Below are 20,311 nucleotides of genomic sequence, written 5' to 3' on the forward strand. Positions count from 1 at the left end.
TATCTATCGCTGTAGCGGATCATCGCCATGCTCACAGAAAGCCACTTCCACGCCCCATGGTGGGCGCGCAATCCCCACCTGCAAACCATTCTGCCCAAATGGCTGCGCCGGACTCCGGCACGATTTGTGGCCGAGCGCTTCGAACTGACTGACAGGGATTTTGTCGATCTCGCATGGAGCGGCGAGATCACGGCTGATACGCAGCCGCTGGTGGTGGTATTTCATGGCCTGGAGGGGAGCATCCACTCCCACTACGCCAAGGGGCTGTTTGGTCATCTGCAACAACAGGGGATGGCGGCGGTACTGATGCACTTTCGCGGCTGCAGCGGCGAGCCAAATCGCCAGCTGCAAGCCTATCATTCCGGCGCCATCGACGATTCCCAAGAGGTGATTGCCGAGCTGAGCCGGCGTTTTCCGGACAAACCATTAATCGCCATCGGTTTCTCACTGGGGGGGAATATGCTGATCAATCTGCTGGCGCGCGCCTGCCCTGCGGTGCTGAAGGCGGCGGTGGTGGTCTCGGCCCCGCTGCAACTGGCCAGCTGTGCCGAACGGGTCAATCAGGGATTTTCCAAGGTTTATCAGAACTACCTGCTGCGCACCATGCGCCGCAATCTGTTGAACAAGATCAGTCAGCAGCAAAAAGCGGGCGAGCGCTGGCAACCAAAGCAAGTGGAACAAATTGCCACTCTGCGCGACTTTGACGAACAGGTGACCGCGCCGCTGCATGGCTTCAATAGCGCCAGCCACTACTACCAGAGCTGCTCGGGACTACCACTGCTGGGCCAGATCCCCATCCCTACCCTGATCCTGCACGCCGCCGACGATCCCTTTATGTCCGACGCCGTCATCCCGCGCCCCGAACAGCTCTCGCCCAATGTGCGCTATGAATTGAGCCGTCGTGGCGGTCATGTCGGCTTCCTGCACGGCACCCCGTGGCGCCCCCGCTTCTGGCTGGACGAGCGGATCAGCCACTGGATCGCCGAACAGAGTCAGGCCGCGACACAGAACTGATTGCGCCCCGACTCCTTGGCCCGATAGAGCGCCTGATCAGCCCGCTCCAGCAGCTGGCTTGCACTTTCACCGGGCAGTAGTGTGGCAATCCCCTGACTCACCGTCACCCAGGAGGCGATATCGGAAGCCTGATGCTCCAGCTGCAGGCTGGCCATCCCGTCCTGCAGCCGCCGCGCCACCTCACGAGCCCCCTGCTGATCCGCATCCGGCAGCAACAGGACAAACTCCTCACCGCCATAACGGGCAACCAAATCTGACGGGGTACGAACCGAATGGGTGAGCTCGGTTGCCACCTCCTTGAGACATATGTCCCCGGCCTGATGACCATAGCGGTCGTTGAAACGCTTGAAGTAGTCCACATCAATGAGAATGAGAGAGAGAGGCATGCCGCTCTCACTGCTATGGGCAAGCCCTCGCTCCAGTTCGACATTAAAGTGACGCCGATTGGCCACGCCAGTCAGCGGATCCTGCTTGGCCAGCCGGTCAAGGCGGCGCAGCAGAGCCAGATTCTCGTGTTCGCGCACGATCGCCAGCTCGAACCAGCGGTTGAGCATTCGTCGTCCCACTTCCAGTGCGATAATGCCGAACAGCACGCCAAGCAGGTAGACTTGGGGAAAATCGACCTGCAAAAAAAGCGCGAGTCCCACGCCAGCGGTCAGCGGCCCCAACAGATAGCCGTAAAACACCTTGCGATCAGGATAAAACGCGATGAGTGCCGCCAGCAGGTTGAGCCGCATGATCCCGTGGGCATAACTGAGGCCACCACGCAGCTCGACCTGACCAAGGGTGTAGATATGCAGGGTCCAGACCCCACCCCAGATCACCATCACCAGCGCCGCTATCCGCAACCAGGTGCGATCCTGCAGATGGTCACAAAACAGGCTGATAACAGGTAGCAACAACAACGCCACCATCACCAGGGCCAGCTCACTCTGAAAACTCCATGGCAGCATGTGATCACTGGCAAGGCCAGCCTGGCTGTAGACCTCATAACGAATCGCCAGAAACAGCACCACCAGCCAGTTCAGCAACCAGAACCACGCCATGCCGCGACCAATGGCCTGCCGGCGCGCCTGATCCAGATGATCCGCCAGGGTTAACGGCGCACTGCGCTGCTCTTCAGACAACATCTCTCGGACTCCGGCGAAAAAAGTAGAAATTGGTTGCACTCGCGCAATTCAACACAACAATAGCTCGGTGGTTATATCTTTTTGCATCGAGATCCCTTCATGATAATTCCCTGGCAAGAGTTGGATGCCGACACCCTGACCAACCTGATCGAACATTTCGTACTGCAGGAAGGAACCGAGTATGGCGAACAGGATGTATCACTGGGTACCAAGGTTGAGGAAGTGCGCAACCAATTACAGCAAGGCAAGGCGGTGATCGTCTACAGCGAGCTGCACGAGTCGGTCAATATTGTGCCCAAAGATCGCTTTGACGAGTCGGCTTGACCGAACCCAAAGCCTGCCTTTATAACGGAATTTCCAAGGAAGAGAGAATTCTATGTCGGCCAAGCACCCCATTATTGCCGTCACCGGTTCATCCGGTGCCGGCACCTCCACCTCCACTATCGCCTTTCGCTCCATGTTTCATCAGCTTGGTTACCAGGCGGCAGTGGTCGAGGGTGACAGTTTTCACCGCTACACCCGCCCCGAGATGGACGTAGCGATCCGCAAGGCCCGTGAACAGGGACGCCATATCAGCTATTTTGGCCCCGAGGCAAATGATTTCGGGCTGCTGGAGAGTTTCTTTCAGGGCTATGGCCAGGATGGCACCGGCCAGTACCGTCGCTATCTGCACAGCTTTGATGAAGCAGTGCCCTTCAACCAGATGCCCGGCACCTTCACCCCCTGGCAGCATCTGCCGAACGATACCGATCTGCTCTTCTATGAGGGGTTGCACGGCGGCGTGGTCACCGAAGATCATAATGTGGCACGCCACGTGGATTTTCTTATCGGCGTGGTACCCATCGTCAACCTGGAGTGGATCCAGAAGCTCATTCGCGACACCTCGGAGCGGGGCCACTCCCGTGAGGCGGTAACCGACTCCATTGTTCGTTCGATGGATGACTACATCAACTTCATTACCCCGCAGTTTTCCCGCACCCACATCAACTTCCAGCGGGTACCGACAGTGGATACCTCCAACCCTTTCAGCGCCAAGGTGATCCCGAGCCTGGACGAGAGTATGCTGGTGATCCGGTTTCGCGGCATCAAGCAGGTCGATTTCCCCTATCTACTTTCGATGATCGACGGCTCATTCATGTCGCGGATGAACACAATCGTTGTTCCGGGCGGCAAAATGGGCTTTGCGATGGAGCTGATCCTCAAGCCGCTGATCCAGCAACTGCTCGAAACGGGCAAAATCACCTGATACAAAGGAGCTTATGATGCGCTTTGCCTCTCTCTCTGTGGTGCTGCTCGCCCTGCTGGGTGGCTGCAGCAGCGGGCCGTCAGCACCAACGTTTGAACCCGGCACCATGGTGGCTCGCTCGCTCGGTGACTGGACCTTCGGCGCCACTCCGCGCTACGCCCTGGCCGAACAGTATCAGTTTGCCGGCGATCAGGCGGAAGGGTGGCTGGAACCGCTCCAGATTGCCGTCAGTAAAGAACTCAATGGCAAGGGGTGGCAGAGCGCTCCCCTTGATGAAGCGGACCTCTGGGTCGCTATCGGTGTGGCGGGTGACAAGGATATTAGCGATGGCCAGATTTTTGCCCGCCTGGGCATGACACCCGGGGTGCAGGCCGCACCGGATCAGCGCAAGGGCACCCTGGCCATAGTGCTGCTCGACCGCAAAACCCAGAAAGCCGTCTGGAGCAGCGCCATCTCGCTGGCCAGCGATGCCGCCATTGCCGATAACCAGCGCCAGGCTCTCAGCCAACAGCTCGCGGCCAAACTGCTGGCACCTGTACCAACCCACTGACGTCCTCATCATTTTCTGCCGATGATTTGAATAAAAAAGAGCGGCTTGTCAGATGACAAGCCGCTCTTTTTGCTGGCACGCGCCGGGATTACTTCAGCTTGCAGGTGAGCAGGGTCACCCCTTTCTGAGTCAACAGTGCCTGTTTGTCCTGATTCCAGAAGGTGGTCACGCCGTCGGAATATTTGGCACCGTTATCCGACTCGACTCGGCCCAGCTTGTGATACACCCCGGCATAGGGGAACTGCACCATGTCAGCCTGAGCATCATAAGTAATGGCCAGCAGCTCTTCCCCGCACTGGTACTGACTGTACTGATACTTGGTGGGTTGCGGGCTGGTGCACGCAGCCAGACCCAACAGGGGAAGCAGAGCGATCATTTTTTTCATTGCACTTTCCTTATGTCATGGCGTTATCGATGGAACAACGCTTCGGTTATCAAGCCTCAAGAATTTGATAACTATGGGTAATTTGTACCGCTTTTTCCAACATCAGGGAAACAGAACAATATTTCTCCATCGACAACTCGACCGCTCTGGCGACCTGCTTTTCTGCCAGCCCCTTGCCGGTCACCACAAAATGGAGATTAATCTTTTCAAAGACCCGGGGCACGCTGTCAACCCGCTCACCGTCCAGTTCAACATGGCAAGCCGTCACGACCTGACGCGCCTTCTCCAGAATGGATACCACGTCGATGGCGCTGCAACCACCCACGGCCAGCAACACCATCTCCAGCGGGCTGGCCCCCTCGCCCGGGTTGGCGCCATCCAGGATCACCTTGTGCCCGGATTCGCTCTCCCCGACAAACTTCATCCCTTCAACCCAGCTGACCTTGGCTTTCATCTCGCATCCTCTTTGGTTAAGCCTGTGCTCATGATGCTCCTAGCATACCCCAGCCATCACAGCTTCGGCATCTCTTCACCCGACCGGGTAACCACAGGGGCAAGATGATTGGGAGGTTAATAGATCAAAATCAACATATCCCCTCCCTATCTTCCCTAGAATGGCTGAAGCGGCGCAGCAGGCATTACTCAAAGGGCTCTATTCAAAAGGGCGCAAAGCCTTGTCAGCACAGACAAAGGCTCTTATCCTACTGCGACTAATACAAGGAATGGCAAGAGTTGGCTGCTTGCCTGGACGCTCGAGTCCATAAAAAGACACTACAGAGGAATTCTCATGGTTATTGGCAAACCGCAAAGCGATCCCACCCTGGAATGGTTCTTGTCGCACTGCCACATTCATAAGTACCCCGCCAAGAGCACCCTGATCCACGCGGGTGAAAAAGCGGAAACCCTCTACTACATCGTCAAGGGCACGGTTGCCGTGCTGATCAAGGACGACGAGGGCAAAGAGATGATCCTCTCCTATCTCAACCAGGGGGATTTCCTCGGTGAGATGGGTATGTTCGAAGAGAACGAAAATCCCGAGCGCTCTGCCTGGGTGCGCGCCAAGGGCTCCTGCGAAGTTGCCGAGATCTCCTACAAGAAGTTCCGTCAGCTGATCCAGGTCAACCCGGATATCCTGATGCGCCTCTCCGGCCAGATGGCCAAGCGCCTGCAGCACACCAGCCAGAAAGTGGGTAACCTCGCCTTCCTGGATGTAACCGGCCGGATTGCCCAAACCCTGCTGAACCTGGCCAAACAGCCGGATGCCATGACCCACCCGGATGGCATGCAGATCAAGATCACCCGTCAGGAGATCGGCCAGATCGTCGGCTGCTCCCGTGAAACCGTTGGCCGCATCCTCAAGATGCTGGAAGAGCAGGAGCTCATCTCTGCCCACGGTAAAACCATTGTGGTATTCGGTACTCGCTGATCCACTGGTCCCGGACCACTGGCTCCAAAAGGCTGCTACGGCAGCCTTTTTTGATCACCTCCCCTATAATCCCGAACGCCCGTTCCAGCTTTCGCCAAGAGAATCGCTATGCACCTTCAATGTCCCCGTTGCCGCAGCCAGCTTCATCTGCATGAAGCCTCCAATGGTCGCTACTGCGACAACAAGCACCACTTCGATCCCGCCCCGGAAGGTTATCTGGATCTCATCCCCGGCAAGAAAAAACCCAAGGACAGCGACAGCCGGGCGTTGATGCGCGCCAAGCGTCACTTTCTCGAGCAGGGCCACCAGCTGCCGCTGGTCGAAGCAATGGCCAGCCTGCTCGCCCCTCTCGAGCCGTGCGAGCTGATCCATCTGGGCTGTGGCGAGGGCTACTACTGCCGCGCGCTGGCCGAACGCCTGCCGGGCTGGCAGTTTGCCGGCGTCGATATCGCCAAGAATGCCATCTTTGCCGCCACCAAGGCGCAGCCTGACGGCAGTTTTGTTATTGCCGATCCAGCCAAAGCCCCGCTTATGCCAAACTCCGCTGATTTGCTGCTGGTCAACGACCTCAAGCTCAAAACCGAGCAGCTGGTCAACTGGCTGGCACCGGGCGGCTATCTGCTCTATCTGCAACCGGGCCCCCGCCACCAGTGGCAACTAAGAGTCAGCCTCAACCCGATCAGCATGGAACACCCGCTCAGCTGGCCAGCCCTCGCAGGCCTGACCAAGATTGCGCAGCAACGTGCTCAATTCTCCCAGACTCTCGATCAGGGACTGCGCAGCTTTATTCTGGAAACCAGCCGCCTCGGCTGGCGAGCCACGGGTGAGCAGCGCCACGCGTTCACCCATCAGGGCCCCGACGAACTGGAACAGGATCTGCTGCTGACCCTGTGGCAAAAACCGCTCTGATCACAGTGCGAGAGCAGTCCCCCTGCTCTCGCCGACCCCCTTTGAACATCAAAACGTGATTTGGTTCACACGCTCAATCATTGCTCTCCCCTTTGCCCTCCCCCCAGCCAAAGTCAGATTAAAAAACTAACAATTTGAATTAACTAGACTTTTAAACTGTGCAAACCTGACACACTCAACACATTCATCTCCTTATGGAGCCAATTAAACGCGGATAGATTCAGCGCCAGTCAAGGTTAGGGCGCCTACCGTGTGGCTATCGGACCATTTCCGATTTAACAGAACCGATTACAGGTTCGGAAGTGTTTACATCAGAGGAATAAGCATATGAAGAAGTCTGCACTGACTATGGCCATCTCCAGCCTGCTGCTGGCGAGCGGTGCCCATGCTGCTACTGTGTACAACCAGAACGACACCAAGCTGGACATCGGCGGCCGCGCTCAAGGTGCTTACTATGGCACTGACAACAACAGCGCCGAAGGTGACCAAAGCTATTTCCGTCTGCACGTTGCGGGCGAAACCAAAATTGCTCCGGAAATGAAAGCGTTCGGTTTTGCTGAATACAACCTGCCGACTTCCGGTTCTGACAACGATGAACTGCGTTATGCCTACGCCGGTATCCAGCACGACCGCTTCGGTGCCTTCAGCTACGGTCGTCAGGATGGTCTGTTCACCAAAGCCGTTAACAACTACACCGACGTACTGCCCGAGTGGGGCGGTGACGGCCTAGGTAAAAATACCGAAGTATTCGGTACCGGCCGTACCAATGGCCTGGCCCAGTACATCTACACCTATCAGGGTCTGACCCTGGGTGCCCAGTTCACCGGTAACAATGATCCGCAGAACTCCGGCCGCAGCGAAATCAGCGAATCCTTCAACGGTAACAACCCGTATGTTGCTGGCACCAACTGGAACAGCACCGGTTCCAAAGAAGGCTTTGCCTTCTCCGCCAACTATGACTTCAACATGGGTCTGAGCCTGGGTGCCGTATACAACCAGGCTGGCAAGACCGACGAGCAGGCCAAATACGCAGCCTTCGGTGGCGAGAAAGATGCCAAGCTGATGGGCTTTGGTGCCAAGTATGCTGCTGATAACCTCTACCTGGCCGCTACCTACTCCCACGGTGAAGATCACCTGTTCGTCAAGAACGGCTACGCCGAGAAGATGGATGGTTACGAAGCCGTTGCCCAGTACACCATCGGCAAGTTCAAGCCTTCTCTGGCCTACCTGCGCACTGACGTGAAAGATGGCGCTCACGGTATCGATGATACCTACACCGAGTACGTATCTATCGGTGCCTGGTACAACTTCACCGACAACTTCAACGCTTACATCGACTACAAGCTGAACCTGCTGGATTCCGTGGATGGCAAGTCCATCAACTCCCTGGGTCAGAACACCGATGACGTTGTTGCTGTAGCCCTGCAGTACAACTTCTAAGTTTTTAGAAGTCAGTTATACCTGTGAAATCAATGTCTACTGTTTGAATTTCTTCCGGCCGCTTGCGGCCGGTTTTTTTATTGCGCCTTTTCAGCACCTTGCATATAACTATCGAGCGGAGAGTCGCCAAGTGCCGATCTCTGCATACAAAAATGGTGCACAGAAGGACATTCACGGATGAAACGACTGTTCTGGAACAAGATCTGGTGGCAGATGTGGTTGATACTGTCGCTGCTGTTGGGAAGTCTTGGTTTGGCCGCCCCCGCGCAGGCAAGCTGGGACAAGAGCCTCTACCGTCAGCTCGGCCTCGCCGGCAAACTCGATCAGCAAACCTTTCGCAAAGCGCTCAATAGCTACCAGAGCGTGCGCCATAAAAACAAATCCATTCTGACCATCATCGATTACAGCAAACCATCCACTCTGCGTCGGCTGCTGGTTATCGATATGAAACGCTACAAACTGCTCTACTACACCTGGGTCAGCCACGGTCGCAACTCTGGCGAACTGGCCGCCCATCAATTCTCCAACCAGCCCAACTCGATGAAAAGCTCGCTCGGTGTCTATCGCACCGCCGAAACCTATCTTGGCAAGCATGGCTACTCATTGCGGCTGGATGGTCTGACTCCGGGTCTGAACAGCAATGCCCGCAAGCGAGCCATCGTGGTGCACGGAGCAGACTATGCCAGCCCGCGCCATCTGCTCAAATATGACAAGCTGGGCAGAAGCTGGGGTTGCCCTGCCCTTCCCCAAGAGCAGGCCAGAGCCATCATAGATACCATCAAGGGAGGGAGCGTGATCTACGCTCACGGATAAAGAAAAGGGCCAGCAATCGCTGGCCCTCTTCTTGAACATCTGTTTTTAAATAACGGTACTGCTCGTTTCATTGGCGAACGACCAGCACCGGACAGGGGGCATGGCGCACCACAGATTCGGCAACGCTGCCCACCAGCAGGTGGCTGATGCCGGAACGGCCATGGCTCCCCATCACGATGAGATCCGCCTCATCATCATTGGCCTGAATGACGATCTCATCAGCCGCGCGGCCAAAACGGATGTCAAACGTTGCGGGAATAGGCAAGGTAGCCACCAGCTCCTTGAGCTGGGCCCTAGCCTGACGCTCCATCTCGTGAGTAATCTCGACAGCAGTCATGTGCAGGATCTTGTAGCTGTCAAAACCATGCAGTTGATCGACGACGTGAACCAGCTTTAACCGGGCGTCATGGCTTTGCGCCATGAATACGGCATAGTCGAGAACCGCTTTGGACATTTGAGAAAAGTCGACGGGACAAAGCAGTGTCTTGATCGATGGCATAAGCAGTCTCCTCTACTGATTGGGGTGCTATTGAATCTCAACGAGATCATATCAACCCGATTGCAAATAACTCTCGACCCTGTCGCAAAACGAGCATTCGAAGGGATGGTTACCGCACCTTCCGGAGAGAGCATGGTGTAAAATAGGGTATCAACTCCTCCTTTTTAGCTGCCCTCGAGAGGCCGATTGTGACCATACTGCGTATCGGTTGTCTGTTGGTCTGTTATCTCTGCGCATCTCTCTTCTGCCGCGCAGAATCACTCCACGTCTATTGCGACAACTGGCCCGGTTTCTGTCAAACCGATGGACAAGGACTCTACCTTGATTTGGTCAATAGCATCTATCAACCCCATGGTTACACCATCGTCCCCCATATTGTTCCCTACAAGCGGGCCCTCGCCATGGTGACCCGTAACAAGGGGGACATGGCACTGGGAGTCTATCAACATGAACTGGACGATGTGCGTATGCCGGAATACCCAGATTCAGCTGACGATCTCTCTGTCATCATGCTCAAGCAGTGGCAACCGAAATGGCAGGGGGAGCAGAGTCTGGCTGGCCAGCAGGTGTTATGGCAGCGGGGCTGGGCACTGGACAAATACATATCAGTACCCATGAACTGGCATGAAGTGGACAGCTACGAGATGGCCATCCAGCTGCTTGAGAAGGAGCGCTATCGCTATTACATGACCGTCGGTGTGTTGCATGTCGCCAATCCGCCCCCCACCAGCATGAGCCGCATATTTTTGCGCTGGATCCCCACCTACCCTGTTTTTAGCGACAGCGAGCGAGGGGAAACACTGCAGCAGCTTTGGGATAGGGAGATGGTCAATCTGATCCGCAGCGGCGAGCTGGTCAATATCTATCGACGCCATCAGCTCTACGACTATTACCAGGGCTTTATCAAGGAGATGGAGCAGAAGGCAAAAGTAGCCCCCATCCGTTAAATCTTCCTACTCTTCCTGGCTGTTATGGCAATACCCCTTGGCCAGTCGGTCATAGAGGATCACGTTGACCGATGCAGCCAGATTCATGCAGCCCTGAGTCGGTACATAAACCACATCTTTCACCGCTCCATAGAGCTTGGGATCCAGGGTGCCATCCTCCGGCCCGAAGATATAAAAAGCGCGTTCCGGATGGACATAGTCGGGAAGCGGCGTGGCGCCATCGATCAGATCGACCACCACGGGCACGCATCCCTGCGGGATAAACGCCATCAGGTCATCCACCCCGAGCAGCGGGATCTTCTCCACCATCTGCTTGGTATCGGTGGCAAAGCGGCGCGCCAGCTCGAAGCGGTTGCCGGTGTAGTAGACCTCATCCACCCCGTAGCAACCCGCAGCACGCATCACGGCACCAACATTTTCCGGGGATTTGGGATTAACCAGCCCTACGCAGCAGAATGCTCTCTTTTCCATCATCTCTCCTCATCTTGCGGCGACCATTATAAGCCGCAGCGGAGTCACCGACCCGTTAAAAGTACCTCGCCAGGCTCAACGACTCGTCGCGCCATCACGGATGCCGATTTTTTGTGCGCAAACCGACAAATTTTGTACAAGTTGATAGTCAGCAAACGTTTCCCAGCAATAATGGACAAACGTTTGCAAATGGATGTTTGTCTATGACTGAGCGTGAACAAGAGATCCTCGCCCTGCTGCGTCAGGATCCCATGATTGCCCAGCAGGAGCTGGCCGATCGCCTCGGCATCAGCCGCTCTGCGCTGGCCAGCCACATCTCAAGCCTGATCCGGCAGGGGTATGTGCAAGGCAGAGGCTATGTACTGCGAGAGGGTCCCTACGTGGTGGTGATCGGCGGTGCCAATATGGATATTTGCGGCACCAGCCACGACAACCTGCTGCTCGGCGACTCCAATCCGGGCAAGGTGCGCACCTCGGCGGGTGGTGTTGGTCGCAATATCGCCGAGAATCTGGCGCGGCTCGGCAGTGATACCCGACTGCTGACTGCAGTCGGCAACGACCAGTATGGTCACCATCTGCTGGAGGTAAGCCAGCGGGCCGGCGTCGATGTGCGCCAGACTCTGGTGCTCGATGGCCACACCACCTCCTGTTATCTCAGCCTGCATGATGGCAGCGGCGAAATGAGCTGCGCCATCAACGACATGGCCATCATAGAGCAGCTCACTCCTGCCCGCCTGACCCCACTCGGTGGCTTTCTCGGCGGTGCCCGGCTCTGGGTGCTCGATACCAATCTGGCTATCCATACCCTCGACTGGCTGTTCGAGCGGCAAGGTGAGCACGCCATCTTTGTCGATACCGTTTCGGTGGCCAAGGTGGAGAAGATCCGCCCCTGGCTCGGCAAGATCCACACCCTCAAGCCCAATCGCAGCGAGGCAGAACAACTGTGTGGCATGACCATCGCCGGGCCCGAAACCTGGCCCATGGTGGCCGCCTGGTTCCACCGCGCCGGGGTCAAGCGACTGTTCCTCAGTCTGGGTGAACAGGGGATCTTCTACAGCGATGGCGAGCAGCAGGGCCACCTGCCGGTGCTGGGCAGTCCGGTGCTCAACGTGACCGGCGGCGGGGATGCCTTTATGGCTGGTCTCGCACACGCCTGGCTGCAAGAGCTCGACATTGCCCAGACCACCCGCTTTGCCCTGGGCTGCGCCGCCCTCACCGTCAATTGTTCCGATACCGTTTTTTCCGGTCTGAGCAAGACCGCCGTTGACCGCATACTGGAGGAGTACTCATGCTGAACGCTTACCTCGATATCCAACCGGAAGTTGCCGCCGCGCTGGCCGCGGGCAAACCGGTCGTCGCCCTCGAATCCACCATCATCTCCCACGGCATGCCCTATCCGCAGAACGTGGAGACGGCCCGTCAGGTGGAGCAGGTGGTGCGCGATAACGGCGCCACTCCAGCGACCATCGCCATCCTCGACGGCCGTCTCAAGGTGGGTCTCGATGCGGGTGCGCTGGAAGCGCTGGGCCAGGCAGGCCACAGCGTGACCAAGTGCAGCCGCCGCGACATTCCGTTCGTACTGGCGCGCAAGGGGATGGGGGCCACCACGGTCGCCTCCACCATGATCATCGCTGCCATGGCGGGGATCCGGGTATTTGCCACCGGCGGTATCGGCGGGGTACATCGCGGCGCGCAGGAGACCTTCGATATCTCGGCCGATCTGCAGGAGCTGGCACAAACGCCAGTAGCAGTGGTCTGTGCGGGGGCCAAATCGATCCTCGATATCGGGCTGACCCTGGAGTATCTGGAGACGCAAGGGGTGCCGGTGATCGGCTATCAAACCGAAGAGTTGCCCGCCTTCTACACCCGCGAGAGCGGCTTCAAGGTCGATTATCGCCTCGATACCCCGGCAGCCATCGCCGAGGCGCTGCGCCTCAAGTGGGAGCTTGGACTAGCGGGCGGCGCCGTGGTGGCCAATCCCATCCCGACCGCACACGCCATGCCTAAAGCCGATATCGACGCAGCCATTGCCAGGGCGCTCCATGAAGCGGACGAGCAGGAGATCAAGGGCAAGGCGTCGACCCCCTTCCTGCTGGCACGCGTCTGCGAGCTGACTGGCGGCAACTCGCTGGCGGCCAACATCCAGCTGGTACTGAACAACGCGGCGCTCGGTGCCCGCATCGCCGCCGCACTGTAATCAAGCTCAAATGAAAGGAGGGCCTGTTGGCCCTCCTGCTATCACATGTTTTTGATCTCGTTGCCGATGCCCTTGACGGTATCGCGCGTGCCGTGGCCTATCTCCTTGGTCACATCACGGGTCGTATGACCGATCTCCCGGGTGACATCACGAGAGGTATGGCCAATCGTTCGACCAACCCCCTTCATCTCGGCACATCCCGTCAGCAGCACGCCCGCAATAAGCAGAACGCATTTCATCTGTACTGTGCTCATGTCACTTCTCCCGGCGTTATCACAATGGCTTGGCAACCAGCAGGGTATGGCCCGGCCCCGGAATGTCGTGATCCTCTTCGACATGGAACTCGGCCTCGCGCAGACACTGGTACAACTCCTTGGAGTGGTAGAAGCGGCTGTTGCCATTGGCCAGACAGGTAAAGTAGAGAGAGGTGGCATTGAGGCTGAAACTCGCTGCCTCGAACGGCTGCCGATCCCAGAACAGCTCCAGAATGCACAACCTGGCCCCCTCCTTCATGCTGCTTCTGATCCGCCGCAGCATGGCCACAATCTCGTCATGGCTGAAGCAGTCGAGAAACTGGCTCATCCACCAGATGTCCGCCTCACCGGGCAACGCTTGCTCCGACAGCAGGTTGACAGGATAACCCTGAACCCGCTCGGCAAGCCCCGCGGCCCGGATCTGCTCGCTGGCCATGGCAATCTGCTCGGGCAGATCGAGAATGGTCACCTGCAGTTCGGGACTGCGCCGGGCGCACGAGATGGCCCACTTGCCGGTATTGCCCCCCAGATCGTAGAGGTGACGCGGCTCGTATCCAAGCACCAGGTCCTGCGCCTGCTTGAACGCCCAGTCCGAATAGAAGTGATCGAAACGAAACCAGCTGCTTCGCGCAGGCTCCGGCAGATCCTTCAGATGGGCATAGAGATTTGACCAGTCGCCAAACTCCTTGAGCCCGGCAGGCGTGCCACTTTCGATGGCTTGCTGCAGGTGGGCAAGGGGCTTGTAACAGACGTGCTGGACAAAATCCATGTTGACCCGGGTCATGGGGTCGCTCAGCAGATAGTGACCCACCTTGTCCAGCAGGTAGCACTCCCCGTTGAGGTGGCAGATGCCGCCCCCCAGCCCCATGTCGAGCAGTACGCTGACCGCATACTCGGTCAAGCCGGTCGCCTCGGCGATCTGTGCAGCGGTCGCCCCCTGCCGCTCTTTGGCAAGAAACGCCAGAATGCCGAACTCGCGCAAGCTCCAGGCAGCCTGAAACAGCATGGGAGCAAAAGCGATCCGCTGGGCCTGGCTGATGGCATCCAGAGCGTTATGACGATCCGACTGATAATGATTCAAGAGACACCGACCTTACTTGTTGCTGCTGGCGCGATTCAATTCGAGTTGAATGGCCTGGTTCAGACCGTTAATCCAGCGGTTATAAGTACGGTGAATTTTTCCTTTACCCTTATCATTTAAATTGACACTACTCACATAATTAATGGAATAGTTAGTTGTGTTATAGGGAATGCTGATATTGGCCTGATGTTGACGAACCTGAATATGCCCCGTAATTAACCCTGGACGCTCTTCACGCATTACCCAAGTCTTGCTAACACCGGCATTAATAATGGCGCGAGAAACATCCTGTTCGCTGAGGTTGGACGGAACCAGACTATTGGTCATATTCATGACCGGCTGGGAAGTTGAACAACCGGTAACCAACAGCAGTGTTAATGCGCTGATAATAATTTTGAGCATTTTCATTTTTGTAACCCTTTGTAATTGGAACCTGTCAAAGCCGACCCAATGAGACAATAAAATGTGTGTCCTTTCAATAAATAAAGGTGAGGGTGAATACTTTCTTCATACTTGTAACTTGCGTCACTGCTTGCCCCTGTTCTTGATTTGAAATGGTGGTAATATGCACGTCCTATTCAAATCCTTAACTGGAGCTGAACCACTGGTGGAGCCCGTGGTCGAGTCTCCCTGTTAGCATCACCCGGTCAAGGTTGTTTCGTGTACAAGAATTCCTCTTTTTCCATCGTTGAAAGCTGCGCGCTGGCGCCGGGTCTCACCACCCGGGAGCAGTGGCAAGAGTGGGCGAAAGAGGGTATCTGGCAAACGCAATCGCCTCTGGCAACGCCCCATATCCCCATGATGGTGGCGCGCCGTATGAGCCTGGGTAGCCGCCTTGCGGTAGAAGTGGCACTCGATATGATGTCGCGCCATACGGTAGAGGGTGCCGTGTTTGCCAGCCGCCACGGAGAGCTGGATCGCTCCATTGGCTTGCTGACAGCACTGGCACAAGCGCGCAGCCTCTCCCCCACTGATTTCTCCCAGTCAGTACACAACACGGCAGCCGGGCTCACCTCCATTCAGGGCAAGCAGCCCATCCCCATGAGTTCGCTGGCGGCCGGTAGCGGCACGTTTGCCGCCGCCCTGCAGGAGGCCATCGGTATGCTCGCCGACGATATGGAACGGGTACTGGTGGTGACCTTTGAGGGGACGCTGCCGGCATTTAGCCAACCCTGGCTCGGTGATGAACCGCCGCCCCATGCGGTGGCGCTGTTGCTGAGCCGGGGCGATGAGTGGCAGGGGAGTGCGCTGGCGACGGACACTGGCGCAACCGGCAAGGGCGATGCACTCGCGTGCTGGCGCGCCTTGCTGGACGGCATGCCACAATTTAGGATCACCGACGGTCGCAGGGGGTGGCTATGGCAGCGCAATTGAACCGGCTCTGGCGCCTGATTGGTACCATGCTGGGATTTACCCTGTTCGGAATTGGCTGCCTGCTGCTGACGCTTGTCTGGTTTCCAGTGCTCTGGTTATTTGTACGCGGTGAAACGCGTCGCCACCTTGCCCAGAGCACCATCAGAATAAGTTTTCGTTTTTTCCTCAATGTGCTCAGGCAATTAAAGGTGCTTGATTATCGCTTTAACAATATGCCCCAACAACTGAGTGGCGTATTGGTATTGGCCAACCACCCCAGCCTGCTCGATTATGTATTGCTGGCGGCCTACATGCCGGAGTGCGACTGTATTGTTAAAGAGGCGCTCTGGCATAATCCGTTTGTCGCCGGCATTGTGCGGGCAGCCGGTTATATTCCCAATGCCGCGGCCGAAACACTATTGCCGGTATGTTGTGAACGCCTGCAACAAGGTGCTGTGCTGCTGGTCTTTCCGGAAGGCACCCGCACAACCCCCGGCGAGCCTCTGCAACTGCAGCGCGGCGCAGCCCATCTGGCCGTCCGTTGTCAGGCAAGGCTGCAACCGGTTCGCATTCACTGCTCGGCCCCGTTTCTGACCAAACAGCACAAATGGTTCCATGTTCCCGCGCACAAGCCACTCTTTACGGTAGAGTTTCTGCCCCAGTGTCAGGCTCGGGATCTGATGCCGCACGAAGAGGCCCCCTCGCTGGCCGCGCGGCATCTCACTCACTATTTCAAACGGGTATTGAGCCCGGCCCAATCCGCCTCTGTATGGACTCAAGATGCAACAAACACTAACTGAAGAAATCAAACAACTGATCATCGACAGCCTCAACCTCGAAGGCATGACGACTGCCGATATCGACACCGACGCCCCGCTCTTCAATGACGGTCTCGGGCTCGACTCCATCGATGCGCTGGAGCTGGGACTGGCGATCAAGGGACGCTACGGCATCGTGCTCTCGGCTGATGACGAGAATACCCGTCGTCACTTTGCCTCTGTTGCAGCCCTGGCTGCCCTCGTCAACCAGCAGCGGGGATAATCGCCATGACCAGAGATGAGATCTTCAACGAAATTCGCCGCGCCCTGGTTGAGCTGTTCGAAATCGACCCCGAAGACGTCACCATGGATGCCAAACTCTACCAGCAGCTCGAGCTCGACAGCATCGACGCCATCGATCTGGTAGTGCACCTGCAAAAACTGACCGGCAAGAAGATCAAGCCGGAAGAGTTCAAGTCAGTGCGCACCGTCGCCGACGTGGTTGACGCCGTCGAACGCCTGCTCGCCGAGTAATGCGTCGCATCAACCTGCTGGCGGGTGCCCTGCTGCTGCTCTATCCCCTGCTGGTCTATCTTGGCCTGTCGCACGGGGAGAGAGGCCTGCTGGCTCTGCTGCTGTTGCCTCTGTTTGCCATTCGCCTGTTTGCCGGCGTGGCCCTGCCGGGCGCGTGGCGCTGGGCGACCCGCTGGCTCGGGGCCATTGGCCTCTTGCTGATCGGCCTCAACCTCTGGTTTCGCGAGCACGACTGGCTGCTGTACTACCCGATTGCCGTCAACGCGACCCTGCTGGGAGTGTTTGGCTGGAGCCTCGGTCAACCTATGACGCTGGTTGAGCGGCTGGCCCGCCTCACCACGCCGGATCTGCCGGAGCGGGGAGTTCGCTACACCCGCAAGGTGACCCGGGTCTGGTGCCTCTTTTTTATCGGCAACGGCCTATTTTCTGGCTGGACAGTCTGGCACGGCGATCTGGCGCTCTGGAGCCTCTACAACGGTCTTATCAGCTATCTGCTGATGGGCGTTCTGATGGGCGGCGAATGGCTGGTGCGCCAGCGCGTGATGAAACGGGATAGCGCATGACCCTGCTCGATGAACTGCTGCAGGCAGATGGCAACCGCGTCGTCACCTTCGATGGCCAACGAGCGTGGACGCTGGCACAGCTGCGCCAGAGCGCCTTGCTGCTCGCCCGCCAGCTCGCCGTAATGCCGGCGCAACGCTGGGCTATTTGCACCGGCGACAGCTACCACTTTTGTCAGGCTCTGCTCGCCTGCGCCATGGCTGGGCAAGCCGTAGTGCTGCCCGGCCACCTGCGCCTCGCCGGCTTGCAGGAGCTGCTGGATCAAGATGCCTTCGATGGGCTGCTTTGCGACGAGCAGCTACCGCTCCCCTGCGCCGTGCTGCGCATCGATGCTGACGAAACAGGCAAGGCCTTGCCAGCCATCAATCCGTTGGCCACGCTGGCACCCGAGATCACCCTCTACACCTCCGGCTCGACCGGCCAGCCCAAGGGGATCACCAAACCCTGGCCACTGCTTGAGGTCGAGGTCCGAACCCAGATCGCCCTGTGGCATCAGCACCTTGAAGGAGCTCGGCTCTTCTCCAGCGTCAGCCATCAGCACATCTACGGCCTGCTCTTTCGCATCCTGCTGCCACTGGCGCTCGGCATTCCGTTTGCCCGCAGCCAGACCGACTACCCGGAGCAACTGAGCGGCCAAAAGGAGCCATGGGCGCTGGTCAGCTCGCCCGCCTTCCTGTCACGACTCGATCCCGCCCTTGCGGGTAGCAGCAGCCGGCTGATCTTCTCCTCCGGCGGCCCGCTCGCCTATGAAGATGCTCGCCAGTGCGCGGCGCTACTCGGCTCCTTGCCGGTGGAGATATACGGTAGCAGCGAGACCGGCGGCATCGGCTGGCGCCAGAGCTCTGCGCCCGATATCCCCTGGACCCCTTTTGCCGGTGTCTCCGTCAGCTGTGACGAAGAGCAGACCCTACTGCTGCGCTCACCCTTTATGGATGAGCCTGAGCCCTGGGTCGGCAGCGATCGCATCGCCCTGTGTGATGATGGTGACAAAGGCGCGGCAGGCCGCTTTCACCTGCTTGGCAGGCGCGATCGCATCGTCAAGCTCGAGGAGAAACGCATCTCGCTCGACGATGTCGAGCTGCGCATCAAGGCGCTGGAGGGGATTCTCGATGCTGCCGTCTTGCCCCTTGAGCAGGGCGGACGTCAGGTGCTTGGCGTCGCACTGGTGCTCAGCCAGCAGGGAGTTCAGAGCTTTACCCGCCTTGGCCACGGAGCCTTCTTGCAACAGCTGCGCCGCCAGCTGCGCCCCTGGCTCGAGCCGGTGGCGCTGCCGCGCAGCATCAGACTTTTTCAGACGTTGCCCCTGACCGGTGCGGGTAAACGCGACGGTGTGGCGCTGCGTCAGGCATTTGACCAGACGCCACTGCAACAACCTGGAGTACCCACCTGATGAATAGTTCACTGCTGCCCGCCCTGCAGGCACGTCAGGCCACCTCCGATAGCGTGCAGCTACTGCTGCACCTGAGTGCCGATCTGCCCTGGTTTGCGGGCCACTTTCCCGGCGCGCCCCTGCTGCCCGGGGTCACCCAGCTGCAACTGGCCATTCACTTCGCCCGCGCAGAGAACCTGCTCACCGGCGAGTTTCAGGGAATGGATCAACTCAAGTTCCAACGCCCATTGCGCCCTGACGATCGCTGCTGGCTGATCTTGCGCGCTCATGGCGACGGCCAGCTGCGCTTTGAATATCGTCTCGGCAGCGCAGAGGATGTCGATACGCTGCCGCTCGCCAGCAGCGGACGGGTCAAGCTATCGTGACGCCCTGCATCATCATCCCCTGCTACAACCACGCAGCCCCCCTCGCAGGCGTGCTGCGTGAACTCGCGCCGCTGGAACTTCCCTGCCTGCTGGTCGATGATGGCAGCGAACCGGCGGCGGCGGCCCTGCTCGATCAACTGGCGGCCGAACATGCCGGTTGGGTCACGTTGCTTCGCCATCCGCACAACCGTGGCAAGGGGGGGGCCGTCAAGACGGCGCTGCTGGCTGCCAGAGCGCGCGGCTTCAGCCATGCCCTGCAGGTCGATGCGGATGGCCAGCACGATCTCTCCCGCCTGCCAGAGCTGCTGGCGGAGTCAGAGCGCTTCCCGCAGGCGCTCATCTCCGGCGCCCCCCAATACGATGAATCTGTGCCAAAGGGGCGCCTCTACGGCCGCTACCTGACTCACGTCTGGGTCTGGATCGAGACACTCTCCTTCGCGATCAAAGACAGCATGTGCGGCCTTCGCGTCTATCCGGTCGAGTCGAGCTGCACGCTGCTTGAGCAGTGCACTCTCGGCGAGCGGATGGATTTCGACATCGAGATCATGGTGCGCCTGCACTGGCGCGGCGTGGCGATACGCTTTATTCCGGTCAAGGTGCACTACCCCGAGAACGGCCTCTCCCATTTCAACCCGCTGCGCGACAACCTGCGCATCTCCTGGATGCACACCCGTCTGGTGCTGACCCTGCTGCTTGACGGAGCAACCAGCCTGCTGCGCGTCCCCGGCCAGCTGTTAACACGCGGACGGGAACACTGGTCGCGTACCCCGGAGCGCGGCACCCTGCTCGGCATCCGCACCATGCTCTGGAGCTACCGGTTGCTCGGCCGCCCGGGCTTCAGGGCCCTGCTGCTGCCGGTCATCAGCTACTTCTGGCTGACCGGGCGCAGCCAGCGCGAGGCTTCCCGCGACTATCTTGCGCGCCTCACCGCCCGCGCAGCCGAGCTCAACCAGCCGCTGCCCGAGCCGGTGGGGAGCCTGCGCCACTT

The 20,311-nt window shown here is 58.3% G+C and carries 27 protein-coding genes; 19 read left to right on the top strand and 8 right to left on the bottom strand.

The window, feature by feature from the left end:
- Nucleotides 1-27: 27 nt before the first annotated feature.
- Nucleotides 28-1,014, top strand: a complete 987-nt coding sequence (locus AACS24_RS10600) for a hydrolase (RefSeq protein ID WP_108570640.1) — start codon at nt 28-30, stop codon at nt 1,012-1,014.
- On the opposite strand, the gene AACS24_RS10605 is transcribed toward AACS24_RS10600, so the two are convergent.
- Nucleotides 993-2,144, bottom strand: a complete 1,152-nt coding sequence (locus AACS24_RS10605) for a GGDEF domain-containing protein (protein WP_108570641.1) — start codon at nt 2,142-2,144, stop codon at nt 993-995. The two genes, AACS24_RS10600 and AACS24_RS10605, sit on opposite strands and share 22 nt — an antisense overlap.
- Before the next feature lie 99 nt (nt 2,145-2,243).
- Here AACS24_RS10605 and AACS24_RS10610 point away from each other — a divergent pair, with 99 nt between their 5' ends.
- The 3 genes from AACS24_RS10610 to AACS24_RS10620 are packed head-to-tail and all read left to right on the top strand — an operon-like array spanning nt 2,244 to nt 3,940.
- The gene (locus tag AACS24_RS10610) at nt 2,244-2,468 is read left to right on the top strand and encodes a YheU family protein (RefSeq protein ID WP_033114605.1); all 225 of its coding nucleotides are present in this window, start codon (nt 2,244-2,246) and stop codon (nt 2,466-2,468) included.
- 52 nt (nt 2,469-2,520) lie between these two features.
- Entirely contained in the window at nt 2,521-3,390 is an 870-nt protein-coding gene (locus AACS24_RS10615) for a phosphoribulokinase (protein ID WP_041210528.1), read from the top strand.
- Nucleotides 3,391-3,406: 16 nt separating this feature from the next.
- Nucleotides 3,407-3,940 (top strand): DUF4136 domain-containing protein, encoded by a 534-nt coding sequence (locus tag AACS24_RS10620; protein ID WP_108570642.1) that lies wholly within the window; start codon nt 3,407-3,409, stop codon nt 3,938-3,940.
- Between the two features lie 88 nt (nt 3,941-4,028).
- Here AACS24_RS10620 and AACS24_RS10625 read toward each other — a convergent pair whose 3' ends face one another.
- Together AACS24_RS10625 and AACS24_RS10630 are read right to left on the bottom strand one after the other, a co-directional pair.
- Nucleotides 4,029-4,325, bottom strand: coding sequence for an MliC family protein (locus AACS24_RS10625; protein ID WP_033114602.1), 297 nt, complete (start codon nt 4,323-4,325; stop codon nt 4,029-4,031).
- 49 nt (nt 4,326-4,374) lie between these two features.
- The gene (locus AACS24_RS10630; protein ID WP_108570643.1) at nt 4,375-4,779 is read right to left on the bottom strand and encodes an OsmC family protein; all 405 of its coding nucleotides are present in this window, start codon (nt 4,777-4,779) and stop codon (nt 4,375-4,377) included.
- Between the two features lie 333 nt (nt 4,780-5,112).
- Between AACS24_RS10630 and crp the strand changes: the two genes are divergently transcribed.
- The 4 genes from crp to AACS24_RS10650 all read left to right on the top strand — a co-directional run bounded on the left by crp (nt 5,113) and on the right by AACS24_RS10650 (nt 8,913).
- A complete protein-coding gene (gene crp, locus AACS24_RS10635; RefSeq protein WP_005335304.1) occupies nt 5,113-5,751 on the top strand; it encodes a cAMP-activated global transcriptional regulator CRP in 639 nt (212 codons plus the stop codon).
- Nucleotides 5,752-5,859: 108 nt separating this feature from the next.
- Nucleotides 5,860-6,660 carry a putative RNA methyltransferase gene (locus tag AACS24_RS10640; protein WP_108570644.1) on the top strand — a complete coding sequence of 267 codons (801 nt, stop codon included), beginning with the start codon at nt 5,860-5,862 and terminating at the stop codon, nt 6,658-6,660.
- A gap of 327 nt (nt 6,661-6,987) precedes the next feature.
- Nucleotides 6,988-8,100, top strand: a complete 1,113-nt coding sequence (locus tag AACS24_RS10645; RefSeq protein WP_108570645.1) for a porin — start codon at nt 6,988-6,990, stop codon at nt 8,098-8,100.
- A gap of 177 nt (nt 8,101-8,277) precedes the next feature.
- Nucleotides 8,278-8,913, top strand: coding sequence for a murein L,D-transpeptidase catalytic domain family protein (locus AACS24_RS10650; RefSeq protein ID WP_108570646.1), 636 nt, complete (start codon nt 8,278-8,280; stop codon nt 8,911-8,913).
- A 67-nt stretch (nt 8,914-8,980) separates the two neighbouring features.
- Here AACS24_RS10650 and AACS24_RS10655 read toward each other — a convergent pair whose 3' ends face one another.
- A complete protein-coding gene (locus AACS24_RS10655; protein ID WP_108570647.1) occupies nt 8,981-9,412 on the bottom strand; it encodes a universal stress protein in 432 nt (143 codons plus the stop codon).
- A gap of 194 nt (nt 9,413-9,606) precedes the next feature.
- Between AACS24_RS10655 and AACS24_RS10660 the strand changes: the two genes are divergently transcribed.
- Nucleotides 9,607-10,359, top strand: a complete 753-nt coding sequence (locus tag AACS24_RS10660) for a hypothetical protein (protein WP_108570665.1) — start codon at nt 9,607-9,609, stop codon at nt 10,357-10,359.
- A 6-nt stretch (nt 10,360-10,365) separates the two neighbouring features.
- Here AACS24_RS10660 and AACS24_RS10665 read toward each other — a convergent pair whose 3' ends face one another.
- Nucleotides 10,366-10,830 (bottom strand): RNA methyltransferase, encoded by a 465-nt coding sequence (locus tag AACS24_RS10665; protein WP_033114596.1) that lies wholly within the window; start codon nt 10,828-10,830, stop codon nt 10,366-10,368.
- A 203-nt stretch (nt 10,831-11,033) separates the two neighbouring features.
- Here AACS24_RS10665 and AACS24_RS10670 point away from each other — a divergent pair, with 203 nt between their 5' ends.
- Nucleotides 11,034-12,125, top strand: coding sequence for a PfkB family carbohydrate kinase (locus AACS24_RS10670; RefSeq protein ID WP_043850319.1), 1,092 nt, complete (start codon nt 11,034-11,036; stop codon nt 12,123-12,125).
- Nucleotides 12,119-13,027, top strand: a complete 909-nt coding sequence (locus tag AACS24_RS10675) for a pseudouridine-5'-phosphate glycosidase (RefSeq protein WP_108570648.1) — start codon at nt 12,119-12,121, stop codon at nt 13,025-13,027. Before AACS24_RS10670 ends, AACS24_RS10675 begins: the two co-directional genes overlap by 7 nt.
- Before the next feature lie 41 nt (nt 13,028-13,068).
- On the opposite strand, the gene AACS24_RS10680 is transcribed toward AACS24_RS10675, so the two are convergent.
- Genes AACS24_RS10680 through AACS24_RS10690 form a run of 3 tightly spaced genes read right to left on the bottom strand, consistent with a single transcriptional unit; the run spans nt 13,069 to nt 14,770 of the window.
- Nucleotides 13,069-13,281: a hypothetical protein gene (locus AACS24_RS10680; RefSeq protein ID WP_050513450.1), complete on the bottom strand. Its 213-nt coding sequence runs from the start codon at nt 13,279-13,281 to the stop codon at nt 13,069-13,071.
- A gap of 19 nt (nt 13,282-13,300) precedes the next feature.
- Nucleotides 13,301-14,362 (bottom strand): methyltransferase, encoded by a 1,062-nt coding sequence (locus tag AACS24_RS10685; protein ID WP_108570649.1) that lies wholly within the window; start codon nt 14,360-14,362, stop codon nt 13,301-13,303.
- A 12-nt stretch (nt 14,363-14,374) separates the two neighbouring features.
- A complete protein-coding gene (locus tag AACS24_RS10690; RefSeq protein ID WP_033114592.1) occupies nt 14,375-14,770 on the bottom strand; it encodes a hypothetical protein in 396 nt (131 codons plus the stop codon).
- A 252-nt stretch (nt 14,771-15,022) separates the two neighbouring features.
- Between AACS24_RS10690 and AACS24_RS10695 the strand changes: the two genes are divergently transcribed.
- The 8 genes from AACS24_RS10695 to AACS24_RS21935 all read left to right on the top strand — a co-directional run.
- Nucleotides 15,023-15,736 (top strand): beta-ketoacyl synthase chain length factor, encoded by a 714-nt coding sequence (locus AACS24_RS10695; RefSeq protein WP_108570650.1) that lies wholly within the window; start codon nt 15,023-15,025, stop codon nt 15,734-15,736.
- On the top strand, nt 15,721-16,515 hold the full coding sequence (locus AACS24_RS10700) for a lysophospholipid acyltransferase family protein (RefSeq protein ID WP_108570666.1): 795 nt from the start codon (nt 15,721-15,723) through the stop codon (nt 16,513-16,515). Before AACS24_RS10695 ends, AACS24_RS10700 begins: the two co-directional genes overlap by 16 nt.
- Nucleotides 16,496-16,756, top strand: coding sequence for a phosphopantetheine-binding protein (locus AACS24_RS10705; RefSeq protein WP_033114590.1), 261 nt, complete (start codon nt 16,496-16,498; stop codon nt 16,754-16,756). The genes AACS24_RS10700 and AACS24_RS10705 overlap by 20 nt, the downstream gene beginning before the upstream one ends.
- A 5-nt stretch (nt 16,757-16,761) precedes the next feature.
- A complete protein-coding gene (locus AACS24_RS10710) occupies nt 16,762-17,007 on the top strand; it encodes an acyl carrier protein (protein ID WP_033114589.1) in 246 nt (81 codons plus the stop codon).
- Nucleotides 17,007-17,570, top strand: a complete 564-nt coding sequence (locus tag AACS24_RS10715) for a hypothetical protein (protein WP_108570651.1) — start codon at nt 17,007-17,009, stop codon at nt 17,568-17,570. Before AACS24_RS10710 ends, AACS24_RS10715 begins: the two co-directional genes overlap by 1 nt.
- On the top strand, nt 17,567-18,958 hold the full coding sequence (locus AACS24_RS10720; RefSeq protein ID WP_108570652.1) for an AMP-binding protein: 1,392 nt from the start codon (nt 17,567-17,569) through the stop codon (nt 18,956-18,958). Before AACS24_RS10715 ends, AACS24_RS10720 begins: the two co-directional genes overlap by 4 nt.
- Nucleotides 18,958-19,323 (top strand): ApeI family dehydratase, encoded by a 366-nt coding sequence (locus AACS24_RS10725; RefSeq protein ID WP_108570653.1) that lies wholly within the window; start codon nt 18,958-18,960, stop codon nt 19,321-19,323. The genes AACS24_RS10720 and AACS24_RS10725 overlap by 1 nt, the downstream gene beginning before the upstream one ends.
- A partial coding sequence (locus AACS24_RS21935; RefSeq protein WP_258222901.1) for a glycosyltransferase family 2 protein occupies nt 19,320-20,311 on the top strand: 992 nt, incomplete at its 3' end. The genes AACS24_RS10725 and AACS24_RS21935, both read left to right, overlap by 4 nt.

The organism is Aeromonas sp. HMWF016 (assembly GCF_963878195.1).
Classification (GTDB): domain Bacteria; phylum Pseudomonadota; class Gammaproteobacteria; order Enterobacterales; family Aeromonadaceae; genus Aeromonas; species Aeromonas lacus.

Coding starts and splice junctions, on each gene's coding strand:
- AACS24_RS10600 (WP_108570640.1), top strand. CDS start 28: ATGCTCACAGAAAGCCACTTCCACGCCCCATGGTGGGCGCGCAATCCC.
- AACS24_RS10605 (WP_108570641.1), bottom strand. CDS start 2,144: ATGTTGTCTGAAGAGCAGCGCAGTGCGCCGTTAACCCTGGCGGATCAT.
- AACS24_RS10610 (WP_033114605.1), top strand. CDS start 2,244: ATGATAATTCCCTGGCAAGAGTTGGATGCCGACACCCTGACCAACCTG.
- AACS24_RS10615 (WP_041210528.1), top strand. CDS start 2,521: ATGTCGGCCAAGCACCCCATTATTGCCGTCACCGGTTCATCCGGTGCC.
- AACS24_RS10620 (WP_108570642.1), top strand. CDS start 3,407: ATGCGCTTTGCCTCTCTCTCTGTGGTGCTGCTCGCCCTGCTGGGTGGC.
- AACS24_RS10625 (WP_033114602.1), bottom strand. CDS start 4,325: ATGAAAAAAATGATCGCTCTGCTTCCCCTGTTGGGTCTGGCTGCGTGC.
- AACS24_RS10630 (WP_108570643.1), bottom strand. CDS start 4,779: ATGAAAGCCAAGGTCAGCTGGGTTGAAGGGATGAAGTTTGTCGGGGAG.
- crp (WP_005335304.1), top strand. CDS start 5,113: ATGGTTATTGGCAAACCGCAAAGCGATCCCACCCTGGAATGGTTCTTG.
- AACS24_RS10640 (WP_108570644.1), top strand. CDS start 5,860: ATGCACCTTCAATGTCCCCGTTGCCGCAGCCAGCTTCATCTGCATGAA.
- AACS24_RS10645 (WP_108570645.1), top strand. CDS start 6,988: ATGAAGAAGTCTGCACTGACTATGGCCATCTCCAGCCTGCTGCTGGCG.
- AACS24_RS10650 (WP_108570646.1), top strand. CDS start 8,278: ATGAAACGACTGTTCTGGAACAAGATCTGGTGGCAGATGTGGTTGATA.
- AACS24_RS10655 (WP_108570647.1), bottom strand. CDS start 9,412: ATGCCATCGATCAAGACACTGCTTTGTCCCGTCGACTTTTCTCAAATG.
- AACS24_RS10665 (WP_033114596.1), bottom strand. CDS start 10,830: ATGGAAAAGAGAGCATTCTGCTGCGTAGGGCTGGTTAATCCCAAATCC.
- AACS24_RS10670 (WP_043850319.1), top strand. CDS start 11,034: ATGACTGAGCGTGAACAAGAGATCCTCGCCCTGCTGCGTCAGGATCCC.
- AACS24_RS10675 (WP_108570648.1), top strand. CDS start 12,119: ATGCTGAACGCTTACCTCGATATCCAACCGGAAGTTGCCGCCGCGCTG.
- AACS24_RS10680 (WP_050513450.1), bottom strand. CDS start 13,281: ATGAGCACAGTACAGATGAAATGCGTTCTGCTTATTGCGGGCGTGCTG.
- AACS24_RS10690 (WP_033114592.1), bottom strand. CDS start 14,770: ATGAAAATGCTCAAAATTATTATCAGCGCATTAACACTGCTGTTGGTT.
- AACS24_RS10700 (WP_108570666.1), top strand. CDS start 15,721: ATGGCAGCGCAATTGAACCGGCTCTGGCGCCTGATTGGTACCATGCTG.
- AACS24_RS10705 (WP_033114590.1), top strand. CDS start 16,496: ATGCAACAAACACTAACTGAAGAAATCAAACAACTGATCATCGACAGC.
- AACS24_RS10710 (WP_033114589.1), top strand. CDS start 16,762: ATGACCAGAGATGAGATCTTCAACGAAATTCGCCGCGCCCTGGTTGAG.
- AACS24_RS10715 (WP_108570651.1), top strand. CDS start 17,007: ATGCGTCGCATCAACCTGCTGGCGGGTGCCCTGCTGCTGCTCTATCCC.
- AACS24_RS10720 (WP_108570652.1), top strand. CDS start 17,567: ATGACCCTGCTCGATGAACTGCTGCAGGCAGATGGCAACCGCGTCGTC.
- AACS24_RS10725 (WP_108570653.1), top strand. CDS start 18,958: ATGAATAGTTCACTGCTGCCCGCCCTGCAGGCACGTCAGGCCACCTCC.